The organism is Klebsiella sp. Ech2A (assembly GCF_030078455.1).
GTDB classification, from domain to species: domain Bacteria; phylum Pseudomonadota; class Gammaproteobacteria; order Enterobacterales; family Enterobacteriaceae; genus Klebsiella; species Klebsiella terrigena.
The window spans coordinates 1-23,217 of the sequence record NZ_JAQGFU010000002.1 but is presented as its reverse complement, the minus strand read 5'-3'; the positions used below and the strand labels follow the sequence as shown (position 1 = coordinate 23,217).

Annotated in this window: 24 protein-coding genes; 16 read left to right on the top strand and 8 right to left on the bottom strand. The window is 57.0% G+C overall.

Features of this window, described 5'->3' with window-relative positions; all coding sequences use genetic code 11:
- Positions 1–91: 91 nt before the first annotated feature.
- The 11 genes from rimP (at position 92) to mtr (ending at position 13,618) form a co-directional block, all read left to right on the top strand.
- Positions 92–544: a ribosome maturation factor RimP gene (gene rimP, locus PFH44_RS00730; protein WP_072051836.1), complete on the top strand. Its 453-nt coding sequence runs from the start codon at positions 92–94 to the stop codon at positions 542–544.
- A 27-nt stretch (positions 545–571) separates the two neighbouring features.
- Positions 572–2,059 carry a transcription termination factor NusA gene (gene nusA, locus PFH44_RS00725; protein ID WP_045856615.1) on the top strand — a complete coding sequence of 496 codons (1,488 nt, stop codon included), beginning with the start codon at positions 572–574 and terminating at the stop codon, positions 2,057–2,059.
- 24 nt (positions 2,060–2,083) lie between these two features.
- A complete protein-coding gene (infB, locus tag PFH44_RS00720) occupies positions 2,084–4,774 on the top strand; it encodes a translation initiation factor IF-2 (RefSeq protein WP_045856617.1) in 2,691 nt (896 codons plus the stop codon).
- A gap of 154 nt (positions 4,775–4,928) precedes the next feature.
- The gene (rbfA, locus tag PFH44_RS00715) at positions 4,929–5,330 is read left to right on the top strand and encodes a 30S ribosome-binding factor RbfA (RefSeq protein WP_041147389.1); all 402 of its coding nucleotides are present in this window, start codon (positions 4,929–4,931) and stop codon (positions 5,328–5,330) included.
- Positions 5,330–6,274 (top strand): tRNA pseudouridine(55) synthase TruB, encoded by a 945-nt coding sequence (gene truB, locus PFH44_RS00710; protein ID WP_045856618.1) that lies wholly within the window; start codon positions 5,330–5,332, stop codon positions 6,272–6,274. The genes rbfA and truB overlap by 1 nt, the downstream gene beginning before the upstream one ends.
- 147 nt (positions 6,275–6,421) lie before the next feature.
- Positions 6,422–6,691 carry a 30S ribosomal protein S15 gene (gene rpsO, locus PFH44_RS00705; protein WP_004868066.1) on the top strand — a complete coding sequence of 90 codons (270 nt, stop codon included), beginning with the start codon at positions 6,422–6,424 and terminating at the stop codon, positions 6,689–6,691.
- A gap of 241 nt (positions 6,692–6,932) precedes the next feature.
- On the top strand, positions 6,933–9,068 hold the full coding sequence (gene pnp, locus PFH44_RS00700; protein WP_045856622.1) for a polyribonucleotide nucleotidyltransferase: 2,136 nt from the start codon (positions 6,933–6,935) through the stop codon (positions 9,066–9,068).
- A 108-nt stretch (positions 9,069–9,176) separates the two neighbouring features.
- A complete protein-coding gene (gene nlpI / locus PFH44_RS00695; RefSeq protein ID WP_045856624.1) occupies positions 9,177–10,061 on the top strand; it encodes a lipoprotein NlpI in 885 nt (294 codons plus the stop codon).
- A 103-nt stretch (positions 10,062–10,164) separates the two neighbouring features.
- Positions 10,165–10,245, top strand: a complete 81-nt coding sequence (gene yrbN, locus PFH44_RS00690; protein WP_115191791.1) for a protein YrbN — start codon at positions 10,165–10,167, stop codon at positions 10,243–10,245.
- Entirely contained in the window at positions 10,238–12,232 is a 1,995-nt protein-coding gene (locus PFH44_RS00685; protein ID WP_283824079.1) for a DEAD/DEAH family ATP-dependent RNA helicase, read from the top strand. The genes yrbN and PFH44_RS00685 overlap by 8 nt, the downstream gene beginning before the upstream one ends.
- Before the next feature lie 141 nt (positions 12,233–12,373).
- The gene (mtr, locus tag PFH44_RS00680) at positions 12,374–13,618 is read left to right on the top strand and encodes a tryptophan permease (protein ID WP_045856629.1); all 1,245 of its coding nucleotides are present in this window, start codon (positions 12,374–12,376) and stop codon (positions 13,616–13,618) included.
- A 51-nt stretch (positions 13,619–13,669) separates the two neighbouring features.
- Here the strand turns inward: mtr and PFH44_RS00675 are convergent, their stop codons facing one another.
- From PFH44_RS00675 to ubiU, 3 genes are all read right to left on the bottom strand, one after another.
- Positions 13,670–14,677 (bottom strand): luciferase-like monooxygenase, encoded by a 1,008-nt coding sequence (locus PFH44_RS00675; protein WP_041147383.1) that lies wholly within the window; start codon positions 14,675–14,677, stop codon positions 13,670–13,672.
- 143 nt (positions 14,678–14,820) lie between these two features.
- A complete protein-coding gene (locus tag PFH44_RS00670; RefSeq protein WP_283824078.1) occupies positions 14,821–15,699 on the bottom strand; it encodes a U32 family peptidase in 879 nt (292 codons plus the stop codon).
- Between the two features lie 8 nt (positions 15,700–15,707).
- On the bottom strand, positions 15,708–16,703 hold the full coding sequence (gene ubiU / locus PFH44_RS00665; protein ID WP_045856633.1) for a ubiquinone anaerobic biosynthesis protein UbiU: 996 nt from the start codon (positions 16,701–16,703) through the stop codon (positions 15,708–15,710).
- 221 nt (positions 16,704–16,924) lie between these two features.
- On the opposite strand from ubiU, the gene ubiT reads away from it, so the two are divergent.
- Complete coding sequence (gene ubiT, locus PFH44_RS00660) at positions 16,925–17,449, top strand: ubiquinone anaerobic biosynthesis accessory factor UbiT (protein WP_041147380.1); 525 nt, start codon at positions 16,925–16,927, stop codon at positions 17,447–17,449.
- Positions 17,443–17,946, top strand: a complete 504-nt coding sequence (locus tag PFH44_RS00655) for a GNAT family N-acetyltransferase (RefSeq protein WP_045856636.1) — start codon at positions 17,443–17,445, stop codon at positions 17,944–17,946. Before ubiT ends, PFH44_RS00655 begins: the two co-directional genes overlap by 7 nt.
- Here the strand turns inward: PFH44_RS00655 and PFH44_RS00650 are convergent.
- Complete coding sequence (locus tag PFH44_RS00650; RefSeq protein WP_283824076.1) at positions 17,933–18,217, bottom strand: GIY-YIG nuclease family protein; 285 nt, start codon at positions 18,215–18,217, stop codon at positions 17,933–17,935. The two genes, PFH44_RS00655 and PFH44_RS00650, sit on opposite strands and share 14 nt — an antisense overlap.
- Before the next feature lie 55 nt (positions 18,218–18,272).
- Between PFH44_RS00650 and PFH44_RS00645 the strand changes: the two genes are divergently transcribed.
- From PFH44_RS00645 to PFH44_RS00635, 3 genes are all read left to right on the top strand, one after another.
- Positions 18,273–18,710, top strand: coding sequence for a YhbP family protein (locus tag PFH44_RS00645; protein ID WP_133600847.1), 438 nt, complete (start codon positions 18,273–18,275; stop codon positions 18,708–18,710).
- A 91-nt stretch (positions 18,711–18,801) separates the two neighbouring features.
- Positions 18,802–19,446: an NAD(P)H-binding protein gene (locus tag PFH44_RS00640; RefSeq protein WP_045856641.1), complete on the top strand. Its 645-nt coding sequence runs from the start codon at positions 18,802–18,804 to the stop codon at positions 19,444–19,446.
- 46 nt (positions 19,447–19,492) lie between these two features.
- Positions 19,493–20,533: a permease gene (locus PFH44_RS00635; RefSeq protein ID WP_283824075.1), complete on the top strand. Its 1,041-nt coding sequence runs from the start codon at positions 19,493–19,495 to the stop codon at positions 20,531–20,533.
- 50 nt (positions 20,534–20,583) lie between these two features.
- Here PFH44_RS00635 and dolP read toward each other — a convergent pair whose 3' ends face one another.
- The 4 genes from dolP to PFH44_RS00615 all read right to left on the bottom strand — a co-directional run.
- Positions 20,584–21,159 (bottom strand): division/outer membrane stress-associated lipid-binding lipoprotein, encoded by a 576-nt coding sequence (dolP, locus tag PFH44_RS00630; RefSeq protein ID WP_045856646.1) that lies wholly within the window; start codon positions 21,157–21,159, stop codon positions 20,584–20,586.
- A gap of 9 nt (positions 21,160–21,168) precedes the next feature.
- Entirely contained in the window at positions 21,169–21,759 is a 591-nt protein-coding gene (gene diaA, locus PFH44_RS00625; RefSeq protein ID WP_041147373.1) for a DnaA initiator-associating protein DiaA, read from the bottom strand.
- A gap of 23 nt (positions 21,760–21,782) precedes the next feature.
- Positions 21,783–22,169 (bottom strand): YraN family protein, encoded by a 387-nt coding sequence (locus PFH44_RS00620; RefSeq protein ID WP_045856648.1) that lies wholly within the window; start codon positions 22,167–22,169, stop codon positions 21,783–21,785.
- Positions 22,127–23,217 (bottom strand): penicillin-binding protein activator (locus PFH44_RS00615; RefSeq protein ID WP_283824074.1); only part of this gene is annotated, 1,091 nt, incomplete at its 5' end. The genes PFH44_RS00615 and PFH44_RS00620, both read right to left, overlap by 43 nt.

Sequence of the window (23,217 nt, the reverse complement as noted above, 5' to 3'; positions counted from 1 at the left end):
TTATCTAAAACCCCGATTTATCGGGGTTTTTTGTTATCTGACTTCAGAATAACTGGGCTATACGCCCTTTTTTTATGTCTTGGGGGTGGGTTTGTCCACATTAGAGCAAAAATTAACAGAGATGCTCACTGCGCCGGTTGAAGCGCTTGGCTTTGAGCTGGTCGGCATCGAATTCGTTCGTGGTCGCACTTCCACACTGCGCATCTATATTGATAGTGACAATGGCATCAATGTTGATGATTGTGCTGATGTAAGCCACCAGGTCAGTGCTGTCATGGACGTCGAAGATCCGATCACCGTTGCTTATAACCTGGAAGTGTCTTCACCTGGTCTCGATCGCCCGATGTTTACCGCCGAACACTATGCGCGTTTTTCCGGTGAAGAAGTTGCGCTGGTACTGCGTATGGCGGTGCAAAATCGCCGCAAATGGCAGGGCGTTATCAAAGCGGTAGACGGTGAAATGATCACGGTAACCGTCGAAGGTAAAGATGAAGTGTTCGCGCTGAGTAACATCCAGAAGGCGAACCTGGTTCCCCACTTTTAACAGTCTGGATTGAGGTGAAAGGCCCCGATGAACAAAGAAATTTTGGCTGTTGTTGAAGCCGTTTCCAACGAAAAATCGCTGCCGCGCGAAAAGATTTTCGAAGCGCTGGAAAGTGCTCTGGCAACGGCGACAAAGAAAAAATACGAGCAAGAGATCGACGTGCGTGTGAGCATCGATCGTCGTAGCGGTGATTTTGACACCTTCCGTCGCTGGTTGGTCGTAGAAGAAGTTACCCAGCCGACTCGCGAAATTACGCTTGAAGCGGCGCGTTACGAAGACGAAAGCATGAATCCTGGTGACTTTGTCGAAGACCAGATTGAATCCGTCACCTTCGACCGTATCACCACGCAAACGGCAAAACAGGTTATCGTACAGAAAGTACGTGAAGCCGAACGCGCAATGGTTGTCGATCAGTTCCGCGAGCACGAAGGTGAAATCATCACCGGCGTGGTGAAAAAAGTGAACCGCGATAACATCACTCTGGATCTGGGCAGCAATGCTGAAGCCGTGATCCTGCGTGAAGATATGCTGCCGCGTGAAAACTTCCGTCCAGGCGACCGTATTCGCGGCGTTCTGTACGCGGTACGTCCGGAAGCGCGCGGCGCTCAGCTGTTCGTTACCCGTTCTAAGCCGGAAATGCTGATCGAACTGTTCCGCATTGAGGTGCCGGAAATCGGTGAAGAAGTTCTCGAGATTAAAGCTGCCGCTCGCGATCCGGGCTCTCGTGCGAAAATCGCGGTGAAAACCAACGATAAGCGTATCGATCCGGTTGGCGCCTGTGTCGGCATGCGCGGTGCGCGCGTTCAGGCGGTTTCTACCGAACTGGGCGGCGAGCGTATCGATATCGTCCTATGGGATGATAACCCGGCGCAGTTCGTGATTAACGCGATGGCTCCGGCTGACGTTGCGTCTATCGTGGTGGATGAAGACAAGCACACCATGGATATCGCCGTTGAAGCGGGCAATCTGGCGCAGGCGATCGGCCGTAACGGTCAGAACGTGCGTCTGGCATCGCAACTGAGCGGCTGGGAACTCAACGTAATGACCGTTGATGACCTGCAGGCTAAGCACCAGGCTGAAGCCCATGCGGCGATCGATACTTTCACTAAGTATCTTGATATTGATGAAGATTTCGCCACGATGCTGGTTGAAGAAGGTTTCGCCACTCTGGAAGAACTGGCCTATGTGCCGGTGAAAGAACTGCTGGAAATCGACGGTCTGGATGAAGCCACCGTTGAAGCACTTCGTGAGCGTGCGAAAAATGCGCTGACCACGTTGGCGCTGGCTCAGGAAGAAAGCCTGGGAGACACCAAACCTGCCGATGATTTACTGAATCTGGAAGGTCTGGAACGTCTGATGGCTTTCAAACTGGCTGCCCGTGGCGTTTGTACGCTGGAAGATCTCGCCGAGCAGGGCATTGATGATCTGGCTGATATCGAAGGCTTGACCGACGAAAAAGCCGGAGAGCTCATCATGGCCGCCCGTAATATTTGTTGGTTCGGCGACGAAGCGTAATAAACTGTAGCAGGAAGGAACAGCATGACAGATGTGACCATTAAAGCGCTGGCCTCAGAGATTCAGACCTCTGTGGATCGCCTGATACAGCAATTTGCTGATGCAGGGATCCGCAAATCGGTCGATGACTCTGTGACCGCGCAAGAGAAGCAAACCTTGTTGACGCACCTGAACCGTGAACACGGCTCGGCGCCCGACAAGCTGACGCTGCAGCGCAAAACGCGCAGCACGTTAAATATTCCAGGTACCGGTGGAAAGAGCAAATCGGTACAAATCGAAGTCCGCAAGAAACGCACCTTTGTGAAACGCGATCCGCAAGAGGCAGAACGCCTTGCCGCGGAAGAGCAGGCGCAGCGTGAAGCGGAAGAGCAGGCCCATCGTGAAGCTGAAGAAACGGCTAAGCGAGAGGCGCAATTAAAAGCTGAACGTGAGGCCGCAGAACAAGCTAAACGTGAAGTCGCTGATAAAGCGAAACGTGAAGCTGCGGAAAAAGACAAAGTGAGCAATCAACAAACCGACGAAATGACAAAAAACGCCCAGGCTGAAAAGAGCCGCCGTGAAAACGAAGCTGCAGAGCTGAAGCGTAAATCGGAAGAAGAAGCACGTCGCAAGCTTGAAGAAGAAGCGCGCCGCGTGGCGGACGATGCACGCCGTATGGCCGCAGAAAACGAAAAGAACTGGACCGAAACCCCAGAAACGCCTGTTGAAGAAACCTCTGACTATCACGTGACCACGTCTCAGCATGCCCGTCAGGCAGAAGACGACAACGACCGTGAAGTTGAAGGCGGTCGTGGCCGTGGCCGTAACGCCAAAGCAGCACGCCCTCAGAAGAAAGGCAACAAGCACGCTGAATCCAAAGCCGATCGCGAAGAAGCCCGTGCGGCAGTACGCGGTGGTAAAGGCGGCAAGCGTAAAGGTTCTTCTCTGCAGCAGGGCTTCCAGAAGCCGGCTCAGGCCGTGAACCGTGACGTTATCATTGGCGAAACCATCACCGTTGGCGATCTGGCTAACAAGATGGCGGTCAAAGGCTCTCAGGTCATCAAAGCGATGATGAAGCTGGGCGCAATGGCGACCATCAACCAGGTCATCGACCAGGAAACCGCGCAGCTGGTTGCCGAAGAGATGGGCCACAAGGTTATCCTGCGTCGTGAGAACGAGCTGGAAGAAGCGGTAATGAGCGACCGTGATACCGGCGCTGCGGCAGAAGCCCGTGCACCGGTTGTGACCATCATGGGTCACGTTGACCACGGTAAAACCTCGCTGCTCGACTATATCCGTTCAACCAAAGTAGCGTCCGGCGAAGCGGGTGGTATTACCCAGCACATCGGTGCGTACCACGTTGAAACTGAAAACGGCATGATCACCTTCCTGGACACCCCGGGCCACGCCGCGTTCACCTCAATGCGTGCTCGTGGTGCTCAGGCAACGGATATCGTTGTTCTGGTTGTTGCCGCGGACGATGGCGTGATGCCGCAGACTATCGAAGCTATCCAGCATGCGAAAGCAGCGCAGGTGCCGGTCGTCGTTGCGGTCAACAAAATCGATAAGCCAGAAGCGGATATGGATCGCGTTAAAACCGAACTGTCTCAGTACGGCGTGATGCCGGAAGAGTGGGGCGGCGAGTCTCAGTTCATCCCTGTTTCTGCGAAAGCCGGTACCGGTATCGACGACCTGCTGAACGCTATCCTGCTGCAGGCTGAAGTTCTGGAGCTGAAGGCCGTTCGTAACGGTATGGCAAGCGGTGCGGTTATCGAATCCTTCCTGGATAAAGGTCGCGGTCCGGTTGCTACCGTTCTGGTACGTGAAGGTACTCTGAACAAGGGCGATATCGTTCTGTGTGGTTTCGAATACGGCCGCGTTCGTGCAATGCGTAACGAACTGGGTCAGGAAGTGCTGGAAGCCGGTCCGTCCATTCCGGTTGAGATCCTCGGCCTGTCCGGCGTTCCGGCAGCGGGTGACGAAGTGACCGTTGTTCGTGACGAGAAAAAAGCGCGTGAAGTTGCGCTCTATCGTCAGGGCAAATTCCGCGAAGTCAAACTGGCGCGTCAGCAGAAGTCCAAGCTTGAGAACATGTTCGCTAACATGACCGATGGCGAAGTTCACGAAGTGAACGTGGTACTGAAAGCGGACGTTCAGGGCTCTGTAGAAGCTATCTCCGACTCTTTACTGAAGCTGTCTACCGACGAAGTCAAAGTGAAGATCATTGGTTCTGGCGTAGGTGGTATCACCGAAACCGACGCGACCCTGGCTGCGGCATCCGACGCCATCCTGGTTGGCTTCAACGTGCGTGCTGATGCCTCTGCTCGTAAAGTGATTGAATCTGAAAGCCTGGATCTGCGCTACTACTCCGTCATCTATAACCTGATCGACGAAGTTAAAGCAGCAATGAGCGGCATGCTGTCTCCGGAACTGAAACAGCAGATCATTGGTCTGGCTGAAGTGCGTGATGTGTTCAAATCGCCGAAATTTGGCGCCATCGCGGGCTGTATGGTTACCGAAGGTACGATTAAGCGTCACAACCCAATCCGCGTACTGCGTGACAACGTGGTTATCTACGAAGGCGAGCTGGAATCCCTGCGCCGCTTCAAAGATGACGTTAACGAAGTCCGTAACGGCATGGAATGTGGTATCGGCGTTAAGAACTACAACGACGTTCGCGTTGGCGACATGATCGAAGTGTTCGAAATCATCGAGATCCAACGTACCATCGCGTAATCTTCGCCGACTGCTGGGCCGCAGCGCCTGTTGCTGCAGCCCAACATTGTCAGAAGATCGCTGAAGGTAAGCCGGGTTAGCGAAGCGCCACCCGGCAATAATTCTAAAAAGGGGCTTATGGCCCCTTTTTTGTCTTTATTCTGGAGAATTTATTATGGCGAAAGAATTTGGTCGCCCGCAGCGCGTAGCTCAGGAGATGCAAAAAGAGATTGCTATCATCCTGCAGCGCGAAATTAAAGATCCGCGCCTGGGCATGATGACGACCGTCTCAGGCGTAGAAATGTCCCGCGATCTGGCCTATGCCAAAGTGTTCGTGACGTTCCTGAACGACAAAGATGAAGCCGCTGTTAAGGCGGGTATTAAAGCGTTACAGGAAGCATCCGGGTTTATCCGCTCTCTGCTGGGTAAAGCGATGCGTCTGCGTATCGTGCCGGAACTGACCTTCTTCTACGACAACTCGCTGGTCGAAGGGATGCGCATGTCTAACCTGGTGACCAGCGTGGTGAAGCATGACGATGAGCGTCGTGTGAATCCGGACGACGTCAAGGAGGACTAATGAGTCGTCCTCGTCGTCGCGGCCGCGATGTGCACGGCGTGCTGTTGCTGGATAAACCCCAGGGGGCTTCCAGCAATGACGTACTGCAAAAAGTAAAACGTATTTATAACGCTAACCGGGCAGGGCACACCGGCGCGCTGGATCCGCTGGCAACCGGCATGCTGCCGATTTGCCTCGGAGAAGCGACCAAGTTTTCCCAGTACCTGCTCGATTCTGACAAGCGTTACCGCGTCATTGCCAAACTGGGTCAACGCACTGACACCTCTGATGCCGATGGCCAGGTTGTGGAAGAGCGCCCGCTGGCCTTTAGCGACGCTCAGCTGGCCTCTGCGCTGGAAGACTTTCGCGGCGAGACTCAGCAGGTGCCGTCCATGTATTCGGCGCTGAAGTACCAGGGTAAAAAGCTGTACGAATATGCCCGTCAGGGGATTGACGTCCCGCGCGAAGCCCGGCCGATTACCGTCTACGAGCTGCTGTTTATTCGCCATGAAGGCGATGAGCTCGAGCTGGAAATCCACTGTTCAAAAGGGACCTATATTCGTACGATTATCGACGATTTAGGCGAAAAGCTAGGCTGCGGCGCGCACGTTATTTTCCTGCGCCGCCTGGCGGTCAGCAAGTATCCTGTTGAACGTATGGTGACGCTGGAACAGCTGCAGGCGCTGGTTGAACAGGCGCAAGAGCAGGATATCCCTGCCGCGCAGCTGCTCGATCCGCTGCTGATGCCGATGGACAGTCCGGCGTCGGATTATCCGTTGGTTAATATTCCCGAAACGTCGGCGGTATACTTTAAAAACGGTAATCCGGTCCGCACTTCTGGCGCGCCGAAGCAGGGTCTGGTTCGCGTAACGGAAGGTGAAGACGAGAAGTTTCTCGGCATGGGCGAGATTGATGACGAAGGCCGCGTGGCGCCGCGTCGTCTGGTCGTTGAATACCCTGCCTGAGGGCTGTTCTTGCGATAAAAGCTGGCTGCGAGTAGAATATCGCCGCCTGACGTCCGCAAAAATGTTTTAACATTTTCGGGCGTCGCATCAGGGGTTGCTGAATTAGAGATCGGCACCCTTTCTTTCTTTTAATTTTTGGAGTTCAAAATGTCTCTAAGCGTTGAAGCTAAAGCAAAAATCGTTTCTGAGTTTGGTCGTGGCGAAAACGACAGCGGTTCTACCGAAGTTCAGGTTGCACTGCTGACTGCCCAGATTAACCATCTGCAGGGTCACTTCTCCGAGCATAAAAAAGATCACCACAGCCGTCGTGGTCTGCTGCGCATGGTTTCCCAGCGTCGTAAACTGCTCGACTACCTGAAACGTAAAGATGTTGCACGTTACTCTTCGCTGATCGAGCGTCTGGGTCTGCGTCGCTAATTCTGCGAGTTTCAGAAAAAGGGGCCTCAGGGCCCCTTTTTTCGACCAGGCGGCAGCAATTAGCTAAAAACTCATGTATTGTTGCTATTAATGATCTTCGTGCAGAGGTTCGCGCGGCTAATGAGAGGCTTCATCCGCAGGGGCGGGTAAAGGTTGTCATTAGTCGCGAGGATGCAGAAGATCGGGTCATCTGACGCTATATCCTCGATATAGCGTCACTTTTTGATAAAAGGATAGAATTTTGCTAAATCCGATCGTTCGTAAATTCCAGTACGGCCAACACACCGTTACCCTGGAAACCGGCATGATGGCCCGCCAGGCCACTGCTGCTGTCATGGTAAGCATGGATGACACCGCGGTATTCGTTACCGTTGTTGGCCAGAAGAAAGCGAAGCCAGGCCAGGACTTCTTCCCGCTGACCGTAAACTATCAAGAACGTACCTATGCAGCAGGTAAAATCCCGGGTGGTTTCTTCCGTCGTGAAGGCCGCCCAAGCGAAGGCGAAACCCTGATTGCGCGTCTGATTGACCGCCCGGTTCGTCCGCTGTTCCCGGAAGGTTTTGTTAACGAAGTTCAGGTTATTGCTACCGTTGTTTCCGTTAACCCGCAGGTTAACCCGGACATCGTTGCCATGATCGGTGCTTCCGCTGCGCTGTCCCTGTCCGGTATTCCGTTTAACGGTCCTATCGGCTCCGCGCGCGTTGGCTACATCAACGACCAGTACGTACTGAACCCGACTCAGGATGAGCTGAAAGAGAGTAAGCTGGACCTGGTTGTTGCCGGTACCGAAGCTGCGGTCCTGATGGTTGAATCTGAAGCAGAACTGCTGAGCGAAGACCAGATGCTGGGCGCGGTGGTGTTCGGCCACGAGCAGCAGCAGATTGTTATTCAGACCATCAACGATCTGGTAAAAGAAGCGGGTAAACCGCGCTGGGAATGGCAGCCGGAAGTCGTAGACGCCGCGCTGAATGCCCGCGTTGCAGCCCTGGCTGAAGCTCGCCTGAGCGATGCTTACCGCATCACTGACAAACAAGAGCGCTATGCTCAGATTGGCGTGATCAAAGCTGAAACTATCGCCACGCTGACCGCTGAAGATGAAACCCTGGACGCTAACGAGCTGGGTGAAATTCTGCACGCTATCGAGAAAAATGCCGTTCGTAGCCGCGTACTGGCAGGCGAGCCGCGCATCGATGGCCGTGAAAAAGATATGATTCGTGGTCTGGACGTTCGTACCGGCGTACTGCCGCGTACCCACGGTTCCGCACTGTTCACCCGTGGCGAAACTCAGGCGCTGGTTACCGCGACCCTGGGCACCGCGCGTGACGCACAGAACATTGATGAGCTGATGGGCGATCGTACCGACTCCTTCCTGTTCCACTACAACTTCCCTCCGTACTCCGTAGGCGAGACCGGAATGGTGGGTTCACCGAAGCGTCGTGAAATTGGTCACGGTCGTCTGGCTAAGCGCGGCGTGCTGGCCGTGATGCCGACCACCGAAGAGTTCCCGTACACCGTTCGCGTGGTTTCTGAAATCACCGAGTCTAACGGCTCTTCTTCCATGGCTTCCGTTTGCGGCGCCTCTCTGGCACTGATGGACGCCGGCGTGCCGATTAAAGCCTCCGTTGCGGGTATCGCGATGGGTCTGGTGAAAGAAGGCGACAACTACGTCGTTCTGTCCGATATTCTGGGCGACGAAGATCACCTCGGCGATATGGACTTCAAAGTTGCGGGTTCCCGCGACGGTATCTCTGCTCTGCAGATGGATATCAAAATTGAAGGTATCACCAAAGAGATCATGCAGGTTGCTCTGAATCAGGCTAAAGGTGCGCGTCTGCACATCCTGGGCGTCATGGAGCAGGCGATTAACGCGCCGCGCGGCGACATCTCAGAATTCGCACCGCGTATCCACACCATCAAGATCAGCCCGGACAAGATCAAAGACGTTATCGGTAAGGGCGGCTCCGTCATCCGTGCGCTGACTGAAGAGACCGGCACCACCATCGAAATCGAAGATGACGGTACCGTGAAAATCGCAGCGACCGACGGCGACAAAGCGCAGCACGCGATTCGTCGTATCGAAGAGATTACCGCTGAGATCGAAGTTGGCCGTATCTACAATGGTAAAGTGACCCGTATCGTTGACTTTGGCGCATTCGTTGCCATCGGCGGCGGTAAAGAAGGTCTGGTGCATATTTCTCAGATCGCCGACAAGCGCGTAGAGAAAGTCACCGATTACCTGCAGATGGGTCAGGAAGTGCCGGTTAAGGTTCTGGAAGTTGACCGTCAGGGCCGCGTCCGTCTGAGCATCAAAGAAGCAACTGAGCAGACTCAGCCTGTCAGCGCACCGGAAGCTCCGGTCGCAGAGCAGGGCGAGTAAGGTTGCCGTTTGCCCTCCGCGTTTGCGGAGGGCGTATTACGGGCAGGACGCCTTGTTTGCAGCCGGGGAACTGGACGTTCATCCAATCGTTGTCTTCGGGAGTGGGAAATGAAGCCTTTTTTGCGCTGGTGTTTCGTGGCGACAGCTCTCACGCTGGCAGGATGCAGCAGCTCTGCCTGGCGTAAGGACGCAGTCCTCGCGGTGCCATTGCAACCGACTTTGCAGCAAGAAGTGATTCTGGCGCGCATGGAACAAATTCTTGCCAGTCGGGCTTTAACCGATGATGAACGCGCACAGCTTTTATATGAGCGCGGAGTGTTGTATGATAGTCTCGGTCTGAGGGCACTAGCGCGAAACGATTTTTCACAAGCGCTGGCAATCCGACCTGATATGCCCGAAGTATTCAACTACTTAGGCATATATTTAACGCAGGCAGGCAATTTTGATGCTGCCTATGAAGCGTTTGATTCTGTACTTGAGCTTGATCCAACTTATAACTACGCGCACTTAAATCGCGGCATCGCCCTGTATTACGGGGGTCGTGCTAAGTTAGCGCAAGATGATCTGCTGGCGTTTTATCAAGACGATCCCAATGATCCTTTCCGTAGCCTGTGGCTTTATCTCGCTGAGCGCAAACTCGACGAGAAGCAGGCGCTTGAAGCACTAAAACAGCGCTTCGACAAATCGGACAAAGAGCAATGGGGATGGAACATTGTCGAGTTCTACCTTAACGATATCAGCGAAAAAACGCTGATGGATCGTTTGAAGGCAGACGCAACGGATAACACCTCGCTCGCTGAGCATCTCAGTGAAACCAACTTCTATTTAGGTAAGTACTACCTAAGTCTGGGGGACAAGGACAGCGCTACGGCACTGTTCAAACTGGCGGTCGCAAACAACGTTCACAACTACGTTGAGCACCGATACGCATTGTTGGAATTATCGCTCTTGGGCCAGGAGCAAGATGACCTGGCAGAATCGGACCAGCAATAGCTGACGAACAAACATCAGCCCAAATTTTTATTGCCATCACCTTCACGGGTGAGGGCGTTGTTGTTCGTTAATACACCTACTTTGAGCCGGTTCACACTTTTCAATGAAAATTACTGTAAATTTTCACGTTGAGTTATGTAGACTGGCCGCCATTAATTTTGAGGCACACGTACTACATGGCTGAATTCGAAACCACTTTTGCAGATCTGGGCCTGAAGGCTCCTATCCTTGAAGCCCTTAACGATCTGGGTTACGAAAAACCATCTCCGATCCAGGCTGAATGCATTCCGCATCTGCTGGGCGGCCGCGATGTTCTGGGTATGGCCCAGACGGGTAGCGGTAAAACCGCAGCGTTCTCTTTACCGCTGCTGAACAATCTTGATCCTGAGCTCAAAGCACCGCAAATCCTGGTGCTGGCGCCGACCCGCGAACTGGCGGTACAGGTTGCTGAAGCGATGACGGACTTCTCTAAACATATGCGCGGCGTAAACGTGGTAGCCCTTTACGGCGGCCAGCGTTATGACGTGCAGCTGCGTGCTCTGCGCCAGGGACCACAAATTGTTGTCGGTACCCCGGGTCGTCTGCTTGACCACCTGAAGCGCGGTACTCTGGATCTCTCTAAGCTGAGCGGTCTGGTGCTGGATGAAGCTGACGAAATGCTGCGCATGGGCTTCATCGAAGACGTAGAAACGATTATGGCTCAGATCCCGGAAGGTCATCAGACCGCTCTGTTCTCTGCCACCATGCCGGAAGCGATCCGTCGTATTACCCGCCGCTTTATGAAAGAGCCGCAGGAAGTGCGCATCCAGTCCAGCGTAACCACTCGCCCGGACATCAGCCAGAGCTACTGGACTGCTTACGGCATGCGTAAAAACGAAGCGCTGGTGCGTTTCCTGGAAGCGGAAGATTTTGATGCGGCGATTATCTTCGTTCGTACCAAAAACGCGACCCTGGAAGTGGCCGAAGCGCTGGAGCGTAGCGGCTATAACAGCGCCGCGCTGAACGGTGACATGAACCAGTCCCTGCGTGAGCAGACTCTGGAGCGTCTGAAAGATGGTCGTCTGGACATCCTGATTGCGACCGACGTTGCGGCCCGTGGCCTTGACGTTGAGCGTATCAGCCTGGTTGTTAACTACGACATCCCGATGGACTCCGAATCTTACGTTCACCGTATCGGCCGTACCGGTCGTGCAGGTCGTGCAGGCCGTGCGCTGCTGTTCGTTGAGAACCGCGAACGCCGTCTGCTGCGTAACATCGAACGCACCATGAAGCTGACCATTCCGGAAGTAGAGCTGCCGAACGCAGAGCTGCTGGGCAAACGCCGTCTGGAAAAATTCGCCGCTAAAGTTCAGCAGCAGCTGGAAAGCAGCGATCTGGATCAGTACCGTGCGCTGCTGACGAACATCAAGCCGTCCGCTGAAGGCGAAGAGCTGGATATCGAAACTCTGGCCGCAGCACTGCTGAAAATGGCTCAGGGCGAACGTCCTCTGATCCTGCCGCCGGATGCGCCGATGCGTGCTAAACGCGAATTCCGCGATCGCGACGATCGTTTCGAACGTCGTAATGACCGTAACGATCGCAATGACCGTGGCCCGCGTGGCGACCGTCCTGAGCGTAGCGGTGAAGATCGCCCTAAACGCGAGCGTCGTGACGTTGGCGATATGGAACTGTATCGCATTGAAGTGGGCCGCGACGATGGTGTTGAAGTTCGTCACATCGTTGGCGCTATCGCTAACGAAGGCGACATCAGCAGCCGTTACATCGGTAACATCAAGCTGTTCGGTACCCACTCAACGATCGAGCTGCCGAAAGGCATGCCGGGCGAAGTGCTGCAGCACTTTACTCGTACCCGTATCCTGAACAAGCCGATGAACATGCAGCTGATGGGCGATGCCCAGCCGCGCCCTGAGCGTCGTGGCGGCGGTGAACGTCGTGAAGGCGGTCGTGCTTTCGGTGGCGAACGTCGTGAAGGCGGTCGTGGTTTCGGCGGTGAACGTCGCGAAGGCGGTCGTGGTGATGGTCGTCGTTTCAGCGGCGAACGTCGTGAAGGCCAGGCACCGCGTCGTGAAGGTCATGCTCCGCGCCGTGATGATTCAGCGCCGCGTCGCGAAGATTCCGCCGCGCGTCGGGATGACTCTTCAAGCCGTCGTCGTTTCGGTGGCGATGCGTAATTAGCTTCCGCTAGCGTAAAGTAAATGATACAGCCCCGATCTTAACGATTGGGGCTTTTTTTATTTCAATTGTACTCGTGTACTGGTACAGTGCTGCACGCTAACGATGAGCAAAGTATTATTGACTGGAGATTACGCTAAATGGCGACACTAACCACTACGGCATCGCGCCCGTCCTTAATTGGCGGCGTGGTGATTATCGGCGGAACCATTATTGGCGCGGGCATGTTCTCGCTGCCGGTGGTCATGTCCGGCGCGTGGTTCTTCTGGTCGCTGGCGGCTCTGGTTTTCACCTGGTTCTGCATGCTGCATTCCGGGCTGATGATTCTGGAAGCCAACCTGAATTACCGCATTGGCTCCAGCTTCGATACCATCACCAAAGATCTGCTCGGCAGAGGCTGGAACCTGATTAACGGCGTGTCGATTGCCTTCGTGCTCTATATCCTCACCTACGCCTACATCTCGGCCAGCGGCTCAATATTGCACCATACCTTTTCCGAGATGTCGCTCAACGTTCCGGCGCGGGCGGCAGGATTGGGCTTTGCCCTGCTGGTGGCCTTTGTCGTCTGGCTGAGCACCAGGGCGGTAAGCCGCATGACGGCGATTGTGCTGGGAGCGAAGGTCATTACGTTTTTCCTGACCTTCGGCAGCCTGCTGGGACACGTACAGCCGACGACGTTGTTCAACGTTGCCGAGCAAAACGCATCCTATATGCCGTACCTGCTGATGACGCTGCCGTTTTGCCTGGCATCCTTCGGCTATCACGGCAACGTCCCCAGCCTGATGAAGTACTACGGTAAAGATCCGCGCACCATTACGCGCTGCCTGGTTTACGGCACGCTGCTGGCGCTGGGGCTGTACGTTATCTGGCTGCTGGTGACGATGGGCAATATCCCGCGCGCGGAGTTTATCGGCATCGCGCAGAAGGGCGGTAACATTGATGTCCTGGTGCAGGCTCTGAGCGGCGTGCTGAACAGCCGCAGCCTGGATCTGCTGCTGGTGGTGTTCTCAAACTTTGCGGTAGCCAGCTCGTTCCTCGGCGTGACGCTGGGGCTGTTTGATTATCTGGCAGACCTGTTCGGTTTCGATGACTCCGCGCTGGGGCGCTTTAAGACCGCGCTCCTGACCTTCGTACCGCCGGTTATCGGTGGCCTGCTGTGGCCGAACGGCTTCCTGTATGCCATCGGCTATGCGGGACTGGCGGCAACCATCTGGGCGGCAATCGTCCCGGCTCTGCTGGCTCGCGCATCGCGCAAGCGCTTCGGTAGCCCACAATTCCGCGTTTGGGGCGGAAAGCCGATGATTGCGCTGATTCTGTTATTCGGTATCGGCAACGTTATCGTCCACTTCTTATCGAGCTTTAACGTTCTGCCGGTTTATCAATAACGATTTCGCTTCCCGGCCAGCATTACGCGCGGCCGGGAAGCGGGACGGACGTTAACCCAACAGCTCCTCTTTCACCTGCATTGCCAGCTCAAACGAGTGCAGGCGCGCCTGATGATCGAAAATCTGGCCGTTAACCATCAGCTCGTCGGCCTGGGTTTCGCGCAATATCGACTCCAGACCGTGACGGACCTTCGCCTTATCCCCGACCAGAGACATGCTCAACGCCTGCTGTACGCCGTATTGCTCGGAGGCAGACCACAGCTGATGCATATTCTCCACCGGAGGCGGCAGCTGGCCGGTTTCACCCCGGCGTAGCTTAGCGAAAGCCTGCTGCATTGAGGTAAACAGGAACTCCGCATCGCGGTTACTGTCGGCGGCAACAATGTTGATGCACACCATCGCATACGGTTTTTCCAGTCGCGCCGAGGGTTTGAAATGCGTGCGGTACAGGTGCAGAGCCTGGAACAGCATGTCTGGTGCAAAGTGCGAAGCGAAGGCAAACGGCAGGCCGAGCTGCGCCGCCAGCTGGGCGCTGTAGAGGCTGGATCCAAGCAGCCATACCGGGATCTGCTCCCCGTAACCGGGCACCGGGCGCACGTGCGGATTCGGGTCACGGGCATCGAACCAGTCAACCAGCTCCGCAACATCGCGCGGGAAGTTATCGACGTCACCGCTCATGTGGCGGCGCAGCGCGCGCATGGTGGGCTGATCGCTACCCGGGGCGCGGCCAAGACCGAGGTCGATGCGGCCAGGATAGAGGGTATTCAGCGTGCCAAACTGCTCGGCAATTACCAGCGGCGAGTGGTTGGGCAGCATCACGCCGCCGGAACCGAGGTGCAGAGTGCGGGTGTTGGCCGCCAGATAGCCGATAAGCACCGACGTCGCGGCGCTGGCAATACCGACCATATTATGGTGCTCCGCCAGCCAGTAGCGGTGATAGCCGCGTTTTTCAGCCAGCTGCGCCAGGTCTAACGAATGGGAGAAGGCTTCTTTCGCCGAAGAACCTTGCGGGATCGGTGCCAGATCGAGCACCGAGAACGGAATAGATTTGTCAGTCATAAAGGCTCACTTTGCTACAGCATAGTCATCAGATTGAAGGTCTTCTTCCAGCCTGGCGCATCCGGGGCGCGCCGGCCAGAAAAGCTGCGGCTTCAATAGTGCATTAAAAAGTGACGATAGCTATTAACAAAGTGAGCGGTTTATCAGCTCTGTAGCTCCAGCCCGGCCAGCCGTTTCCAGTAGCCATTGCACTCGCTGTTGGCGGTGAGCGGCAGCGGCGAGGCGCCGTTTTCGTTTGCCCGGAAGGCATCGAGCGTGGCAAAGACCTTGTCATCCATCGGCGACAGGCGAACCATATCGACCAGGCCGCGCATCGACGCCAGCTCGTTGCCGAGGTTATAGACGTATCCGCTCATGGTCTGAATGCCGTTGAGCACAAAGACCTGCTGGTTTTCCTGCGACAGCACGTCGCGGCCGTTGGGGTACTTGATGCAGCAGGTTTCGCACTCATCCTTCGGTTTGTCTTCCGAGCGGGCGGTAAAGCAGCGCGCGGAGTAGGCCAGCGGCAGGTGGCCATAGCTCAGCACTTCAACCTCGAACCGCTCGCGGATCCCCAGCTCTTCACACTGCGTCAACAGGTTCATCAGCCAGTCGCGGGAAAGCTCGACCGGCATGCACCAGCGCACCATTCCCTGCCTGAGCAGCAGGCGCAGGGTCACGGCGTTATAGCAGTTGAGCGCATGGCCGGCGACGAACGGCAGCTTGCGTTCAGCGCACATATTGACGACCCCCAGATCGCTGGCCTCAATCAAAAACTCACCGTTGTCGACGTAGCGTTTCAGCTCCCCCAGCTCAGAGGAGGCCTGAACCAGGGCGAGGGTCGAGAGGACCACCTGCTTGCCGCTGCTCGCCAGCATTCTTGCCATATCGATCCAGTCGCCGACTTTGGTCGCGCGGCGCTTGCTGCATACCGCTTCCCCGAGATAAATCGTCTCGGCGCTACAGCCTGTCGCCTGCTGGTAAAAATCTTCCAGCGTCTCTTTTGGCCAGTAGTACAGCACCGGCCCTAATGAATATTTCATCACGTTTCTCACTGCCATTTACGGTGATAGGCGCCAAGGGTGGTTTGCGTCCCCTCGGACATTGCGCCGAGAGTCTCCATCCATGCGGATTGTGGGACAAAATCCTGCGGGGAGGCTTTACAGCGATCGATGGCCTGACGCCAGACCTTCGCCACCTGGGTGACGTAGGCCGGGCTGCGCTGGCGGCCTTCAATTTTCACCGAGGCGATATTCGCCGCCATCAGCTCCGGCAGCAGCTCAAGGGTATTCAGGCTGGTGGGCTCTTCCAGCGCGTGATAGCGCTCGCCGTCGACCAGATAGCGGCCTTTGCACAGGGTGGGGTAGCCGGCGTTCTCGCCGTCCTGATAGCGGTCAATCAGGACTTCATTCAGGCGCGACTCCAGGCCCTGCGGAGTCTGCTGCCAGCGAACGAAGCGCGCGGGCGAACAGGCGCCGACGGTATTTGGCGACTCGCCGGTCAGGTACGAGGAGAGATAGCAGCGGCCTTCCGCCATAATGCACAGGCTGCCGAAGGCGAAGACCTCCAGCGGAACCGGGGTGACGCGCGCCAGCTGTTTGACCTGATGGATGGAGAGCACGCGCGGCAGCACCACGCGGGCGACGTCGAAATTGCGGTGGTAGAAGCGCACCGCCTCTTCGTTGGTCGCAGACGCCTGAACCGACACGTGACGTTCAATATGCGGATAGCGCTCGGCGGCATATTCCAGCATGGCGATATCGGCGAGGATCAGGGCATCGGCCCCCAGCTGGGCGGCCATATCCACCGCGCGCTGCCAGCGGGCGTAGCCGTCCGGGTGGGCGAAGGTGTTGATCGCAATATGCAGCTTGCGGCGATGCTGATGGACGAAGCTGACGGCTTCCTGCAGCTTCTTTTCGGTGAAATTAAGACCGGCAAAGTGGCGGGCGTTGGTGTCATCTTTCAGCCCGATATACACGGCATCGGCACCGTTTTCGATGGCCGCCTTAAGCGCCGGGAGGTTACCGGCTGGGCAGAGCAGCTCCATAATTTTTCCTGAAAAACGCGGCCTGTCGGCGACGCTGAATGGTTAACGAGCAGGGATTTTAGTTAACCTTCTGGTGACAATTTTTGATTTGAGGCAGTTAAAAGCGTATTGGTGGCGCCAATAATAGGTACCCGTCATGGTGATTTTGTTGATTTACGCCGCTATGTTGTTTATTTGATATGGCACAATAGCGGAACTGTCGCTTTCATGGAGTAAAGCTTGTGTTGGATAAATTGCGTTCCCGGCTGGTCCACTTTGGCCCGTCTTTGATGAGCGTGCCGGTTAAGCTGGCGCCTTTTGCCCTCAAGCGCCAGGTGCTGGAGCAGGTGCTCAGCTGGCAGTTTCGTCAGGCGCTGGCGGATGGAGAACTGGATTTTCTCGAAGGCCGCTGGTTAAGTATTAATGTGCGCGATATTGGCCTGCTGTGGTATACCTCAGTGAGCGAGGGTCGGCTGGTGGTTAGCCCGACGGCAGAAGCGGACGTCAGCTTTAGCGCTGATGCCAGCGATCTGCTGATGATCGCGGCGCGTAAGCAGGATCCGGATACGCTGTTCTTCCAGCGTCGGCTGGTTATCGAAGGCGATACCGAGCTGGGGCTGTACGTAAAAAACCTGATGGATGCCATTGAGCTGGAGCAGATGCCGAAAGCGCTGCGCATAATGCTGCTGCAACTGGCGGATTTTGTTGAAGCTGGCCTAAGCAGCCCGCGGAAACCTGAACAGACATCGGTAGGTGAGGCATGCTGATTCGAGTTGAAATTGGAATTGATGCACCGGGAATCGACGCGTTGCTGCGCCGAACCTTCGGCGGCGATGCCGAAGCACAGCTGGTGCACGATTTACGGGAAGATGGCCTGATCACGCTAGGCGTGGTGGCAACGGACGATGAAGGTCAGGTGGTTGGCTACGTTGCCTTCAGTCCGGTCTCCGTTGAAGGCGAAGAGCTGCAGTGGGTTGGCATGGCGCCGCTGGCGGTAGATGAAAGCTACCGCGGTCAGGGGATTGGCCGCCAGCTGGTCTATGAAGGGCTGGATTCGCTGAATGAATTTAGCTACGCCGCGGTCGTTACCCTCGGCGAGCCGGCGCTGTACGGCCGCCTGGGCTTTGAACCGGCCGCGCGTTTCGATCTGCGCTGCCGCTGGCCTGACACCTCTGAGGCATTTCAGGTACGCCCTCTGGCCGATGACGCGCTGCAAGGGGTCCACGGACTGGTCGAGTACAGCGACCACTTCAATCGCTTCTAAGGCTCTCCAGCAGGGCTTCAAACGTACCATCTCCGGCAACGAGGCGCTCCTTCTGGCGCTTCGTTAGCTGCTTGATGCGATACTCCAGTCTCAGCGCTAGTGAGTGTTCACCAACTTCCTGACTAAAGGCCAACTGCAGCGCGCCTTTCCCGCGTAGAGCTTTCGCTCCTTTGCCATCCTGATGCTGACAAAAGCGGCGAGAGACGTCGGTGGTAATCCCGGTATAGAGGCGATTATCGGCGGCACGAATCAAATAGAGAAACCAGCGCACGGTCCAAAGGTCGGTATGTTAAGGTGTGTGCACCATAGCATACTGGAGAAAAAAGATGGATACGCTTGCCGCGATCGGCCGCTGGCTGGGCAAACAGCACGTCGTCACCTGGTGCGTCGCCAGCGAGGGTGAGCTCTGGTGTGCCAACGCTTTCTATATTTATGATCCTGAAAACGTAGCATTTTATCTTCTTAGCGACGAGAAAACTCGCCACGGTCAAATGACCGGCGAGCGCGCTAAGGTTGCCGGGACGGTAAACGGTCAGCCGAAAACCGTGGCGCTGATCCGCGGAGTTCAGTTTAAAGGCGAGATTCGCCGGCTTCACGGAGAAGAGGAGGCAGAGATGCGCCAGCGCTACGTGAGGCGCTTCCCGGTTGCCCGCGCGCTGCCGGCAGCGGTGTGGGAAATCCGCCCCGACGAGCTCAAGTTTACCGACAATACCCTCGGCTTTGGCAAGAAGCTGTACTGGCAGCGCGAGGCTGCGAGAGAGTAATTCCCCAGGCAGACGTGCAATTCCTCCCTTTTCCTGCATACTTTTTCTCAAGCTATCCGCCGCCCGTCGCGGCGGAACCTCAGGAGAGATCATGAGCCAGGTGCTGATAACAGGCGCGACCGGTTTGGTTGGTGGGCACTTACTTCGAATGCTGGTGCGCGAGCCGACCGTTTCGACGATAGCCGCGCCCACTCGCCGCCCGCTGGCGGATACGCAGGGGGTATTCAATCCCCATGACCCCCAGCTGAGCGATGCGCTGGCGCAGGTCGTTGATCCGATAGACACCGTCTTTTGCTGCCTGGGCACCACGCGACGCGAGGCGGGGAGCAAAGCGGCCTTTATTCATGCTGACTATACGCTGGTGGTGGATACGGCGCTAACCGGACTACGGCTGGGGGCGAAACATATGCTGGTCATCAGCGCCATGGGAGCCGACCCGCATTCGCTGTTTTTCTACAATCGCGTCAAAGGGGAAATGGAGCAGGCGCTGCGCGCCCAGGCGTGGCGCAATCTGACGATCCTTCGCCCCTCTATGCTGCTGGGCGAGCGGGACAACAGGCGCGCCAATGAAGCGCTGCTGGCGCCGCTGTTCCGCCTGCTGCCGGGGAACTGGAAGTCTATCGACGCCCGCGACGTCGCACAGGCGATGCTCAGCGAAGCGCTCGCGCCCGCTCAGGAAGGTGTCACCGTTCTGCCATCGGCAAAACTGCGTGAAATCGCCGCCAGCGAGGCGTAGTATTCAGCGCTTCTCTGTATAACCACATTTCTTGCTGGGGAATGCTATGACTGGTCAGTCTTCATCTCAGGCGGCATCATCTTTTCAATGGTGGAAGCCCGCGCTCTTTTTTCTCGTCGTCATCGTTGGCCTGTGGTTCGTTAAATGGCAGCCCTATTACGGTAAGGCCTTCACCGCCGCAGAAACGCATAGCATTGGAAAATCTATTCTCGCCCAGGCCGACAGCAACCCGATAAAAGCCGCGTGGGACTACGCGCTGGTCTACTTCCTGGCGGTCTGGAAAGCGGCGGTGCTGGGCGTGCTGCTGGGCTCGCTGATTCAGGTGCTGATCCCGCGCAACTGGCTGCTGCGCACGCTGGGGCAATCGCGTTTTCGCGGTACGCTGCTGGGGGCGATTTTCGCTCTGCCCGGCATGATGTGTACCTGCTGCGCCGCGCCGGTGGCGGCGGGCATGCGTAAGCAGCAGGTGTCGATGGGCGGCGCGCTGGCGTTCTGGATGGGTAACCCGCTGCTGAATCCGGCGACGCTGGTGTTCATGGGATTTGTGCTGGGCTGGCAGTTTGCCTTGATTCGTCTGGTGGCCGGTCTCGCGACCGTGCTGGTGGTGGCGACGCTGGTACAAAAATGGGTGAAAGAGGCCGCGACTCAGCCGGCGGCGGTGCCCGACGTTTCCCCGCAAACTGCCGAGGGCGGTTTCTTCAGCCGCTGGCTGCGGGCGCTGTGGACGCTGTTCTGGAACACGATCCCGGTCTATATTCTGGCGGTGCTGGCGCTGGGCGCCGCGCGCGTCTGGCTGTTCCCGCACGCCGACGGCGCGATCGGTAACACCCTGTTCTGGGTCCTGGCGATGGCGATAGCCGGCTGCCTGTTCGTTATCCCGACGGCGGCGGAGATCCCTATCGTTCAGACCATGATGCTGGCGGGAATGGGCGTTGCGCCGGCGCTGGCGCTGCTGATCACTCTGCCTGCGGTCAGCGTACCGTCGCTGATTATGCTGCATAAGGCGTTTCCGGCGAAGGCCCTTTGGCTGACCGGCGGGCTGGTGGCGCTGTGCGGCGCGATTGTTGGCGGGCTGGCGTTACTGTGATGGTTTTTCCGGGCGACAACGCTGAGGGGTTGTCGCCCGGGATACGGTACTTACTTGATATAGGTAAACGCGGTGGTGACGCGAGAAACGCCGCTGACCCGGCTGGCGATATCCGCCGCAGCGCGACCTTCGCGGTCGGTTACCAGCCCCATCAGGAACACTTCCCCGTTCTCGGTGGTCACCTTCACGTTCGATGATTTCACCTGGTCAGTGCCCAGCAGCTGGGAGCGAACCTTGGTGGTAATCCAGGTATCCGAAGAGGCGGTGCCGAGACCGATCGGCTGGCCCTGACGCACTTCGTTAAAGACTTCCGTGGTTCCTTCGACGCCCATCGCAATTTGCTTCGCGCGCGCGGAGAGATCGGCCACCGGAGATTGACCGGTCAGCAGGACTTTGCCCTGGTAGGCGGTGACGTTAATGCGGGCCTGCTTCTTAATTTGTTCATCTTTCGACAACGCGCTGTTGACGCGTAGCTCAAGCGTACTGTCATCGACCTGTGTGCCAACCGTACGCGGGTCCGTTGCGGCCTTGGTGCCGACTGCTGCCGTTCCGACGACTGCTGCGGCAACGCATCCCTGAAGCAGTAGCGCAGAAAGAAGGATGGCGAGGGGCGAGAGAGCCTTCATGTGTTCTCCTTATTCGTCCTGGTGTGGAAAAAGCGTGTTATCAATCAAATCGCACAGACAGTTGACGGTAAGCATATGCATTTCCTGAATACGCGCGCTGCGATGCGAGGGAATGCGAATTTCGACGTCCTGCTGACCCAGCAGGCCGGCCAGCTCGCCGCCGTCATAGCCGGTTAATGCAACGATGGTCATATCGCGAGTGACGGCCGCTTCGACGGCTTTTACGATATCCCGACTATTGCCGCGGGTGGAGATCGCCAGCAGTACATCACCAGCGTGCCCAAGCGCGCGCACCTGCTTGGCGTAAACTTCGTCATGCAGGCGATCGTTGGCTATTGCCGTTAAGACCACATTATCGGTATTTAGTGCAATGGCAGGTAAACCAGGGCGCTCCGTTTCGAAACGATTGATCATGCTGGCAGCAAAATGCTGTGCATTGGCGGCAGAGGTGCCGTTGCCACAACAGAGGATTTTGTTGCCGTTGAGGAGTGACTGCACGAGGGTCATCGCCGCGCGGGAGATGGCGTCCGGGAGTGCTTCCGCTGCTGCAATTTGGGTTTGAATGCTTTCAGTGAAGCAGGCTTTAATTCTATCGAGCACGGGATCCCTTAAATTCGTTTACGCTATTCGCCAAAGGCGTTTTTCAGCCATTGGATGTCGTTTCCGGTGAAGGCTACCACATCGAAACGGCAATCCACAGTATCAAAGCTCCCATTATGTCGGGAGAGCCACAGACGCGCGGCATGGAGGAGTCGTTGTTGCTTTTTCAGCGTGACGCTGGAGGCGGCATCGCCGTAGCCTGCGCTACGACGATAGCGCACTTCGACAAAGACGGTAACCGCCCCGTCGCGCATTATCAGGTCAATCTCGCCGCCCCGCTCGCGGGCGTTGGCGGCGATAAAACGCAGTCCCTGGCTTTCCAGCCAACGGCGGGCCCGGGCTTCCCAGGCGTCGCCGGTTCGTTTGGCTAGTTGGCCGAGACGATCTGTCCGCGCTGGTACTTGAGCCATGACAGTTTCCTGTTGATCACGCAGTCCTGCGTGGCCGTCAGATCGCCGGTGTTACCGTTCAGCTCAAATCCCGGCACCTGACGTATTTGCGAGAAATGGTTGGCCAGTGACCAGGCGTCGGCGCCCATCGCGTACAGGCGCGCCAGCGAGTAGTCGTTACGCACGGCGGACAGCGCCTGCTGCATCAGCGCCGGGTTGCTGCCGGCGAGCATTGGGATTTCGCTGTACTGCAGGCCGTCCATTTCCAGGCGGAAGTCCGGGCCAGCGGTGCCCTGAGCGCTGCGAGAGCTGGCGTACAGGGTCACGCTGCTTTGGCTGCCGTTGCGCAGGGCAATCATCGGTTTGATGTAGCCAATTTGTTCCGGCGTCGCGAGGATCCAGGCGGCATCGACGCTGCCGCCGCTGCTGACCGGCACGTCGCTCGGGCTACCCAGCGCGCTATCCTGAGCGGAAGGCAGGGTGGACACCGGGCTACCGGTCAACGAGATACCGCCGTTGACGCTGGACTTCAGCTCGGAGGTTGAGCCAATACGCTGCTGTAAAACCGTGCCGCCGCCGATCTTAAGCCACTCGTTGGCAAAGGCGCTGACCACGCGATCGCCCAGCGCTCCGCGCGGAACCAGCAGCAGCGGAGTCTGCTTGCCCTGATCGTGAATATGGCGGGCCGCATCGCGCGCTTCGTCCTCCGGGGAGAGGGCGAAATAGCAGATATTGGCGCGGTTCTCGACTTTTTCCGGCTGGTTCAGCGCGAGAACGTTCAGGGAGGTGTTGCTTTTAATGACCTCTTCGACGTTGTTTTTAAGCAGCGGGCCGATGACGATGGTCGCGCCGTCCTGCTGCACCTGGGCCAGCAGCTGGCTCATCGGCTGGCTGGTGGTGTCATAGATTTTCAGTTCGGCAGCAGGGTTGGCCGGGGTTGAGGCAACCGTCTGGGCCTGCGGCGCCGTCACCGGCGGCTGAGCGGCGTCGGCAGGCGCATCGCTGGCGGCGGCTGGCGTTACCGCTGGCGTCGCGGCCTGTGCGGCCGCCGGAGCGGCGGTTGGCGCAG

What these genes read in the sequence shown, in the direction of transcription:
- PFH44_RS00640 (WP_045856641.1), top strand. Translation starts at nt 18,802, where the DNA reads ATGAGCCAGGTGCTGATAACAGGCGCGACCGGTTTGGTTGGTGGGCAC.
- yrbN (WP_115191791.1), top strand. Translation starts at nt 10,165, where the DNA reads ATGAAAATTACTGTAAATTTTCACGTTGAGTTATGTAGACTGGCCGCC.
- PFH44_RS00685 (WP_283824079.1), top strand. Translation starts at nt 10,238, where the DNA reads ATGGCTGAATTCGAAACCACTTTTGCAGATCTGGGCCTGAAGGCTCCT.
- PFH44_RS00620 (WP_045856648.1), bottom strand. Translation starts at nt 22,169, where the DNA reads ATGGCTCAAGTACCAGCGCGGACAGATCGTCTCGGCCAACTAGCCAAA.
- truB (WP_045856618.1), top strand. Translation starts at nt 5,330, where the DNA reads ATGAGTCGTCCTCGTCGTCGCGGCCGCGATGTGCACGGCGTGCTGTTG.
- nusA (WP_045856615.1), top strand. Translation starts at nt 572, where the DNA reads ATGAACAAAGAAATTTTGGCTGTTGTTGAAGCCGTTTCCAACGAAAAA.
- dolP (WP_045856646.1), bottom strand. Translation starts at nt 21,159, where the DNA reads ATGAAGGCTCTCTCGCCCCTCGCCATCCTTCTTTCTGCGCTACTGCTT.
- PFH44_RS00675 (WP_041147383.1), bottom strand. Translation starts at nt 14,677, where the DNA reads ATGACTGACAAATCTATTCCGTTCTCGGTGCTCGATCTGGCACCGATC.
- PFH44_RS00645 (WP_133600847.1), top strand. Translation starts at nt 18,273, where the DNA reads ATGGATACGCTTGCCGCGATCGGCCGCTGGCTGGGCAAACAGCACGTC.
- ubiU (WP_045856633.1), bottom strand. Translation starts at nt 16,703, where the DNA reads ATGGAGCTGCTCTGCCCAGCCGGTAACCTCCCGGCGCTTAAGGCGGCC.
- PFH44_RS00655 (WP_045856636.1), top strand. Translation starts at nt 17,443, where the DNA reads ATGCTGATTCGAGTTGAAATTGGAATTGATGCACCGGGAATCGACGCG.
- PFH44_RS00670 (WP_283824078.1), bottom strand. Translation starts at nt 15,699, where the DNA reads ATGAAATATTCATTAGGGCCGGTGCTGTACTACTGGCCAAAAGAGACG.
- rpsO (WP_004868066.1), top strand. Translation starts at nt 6,422, where the DNA reads ATGTCTCTAAGCGTTGAAGCTAAAGCAAAAATCGTTTCTGAGTTTGGT.
- rbfA (WP_041147389.1), top strand. Translation starts at nt 4,929, where the DNA reads ATGGCGAAAGAATTTGGTCGCCCGCAGCGCGTAGCTCAGGAGATGCAA.
- nlpI (WP_045856624.1), top strand. Translation starts at nt 9,177, where the DNA reads ATGAAGCCTTTTTTGCGCTGGTGTTTCGTGGCGACAGCTCTCACGCTG.
- PFH44_RS00635 (WP_283824075.1), top strand. Translation starts at nt 19,493, where the DNA reads ATGACTGGTCAGTCTTCATCTCAGGCGGCATCATCTTTTCAATGGTGG.
- mtr (WP_045856629.1), top strand. Translation starts at nt 12,374, where the DNA reads ATGGCGACACTAACCACTACGGCATCGCGCCCGTCCTTAATTGGCGGC.
- infB (WP_045856617.1), top strand. Translation starts at nt 2,084, where the DNA reads ATGACAGATGTGACCATTAAAGCGCTGGCCTCAGAGATTCAGACCTCT.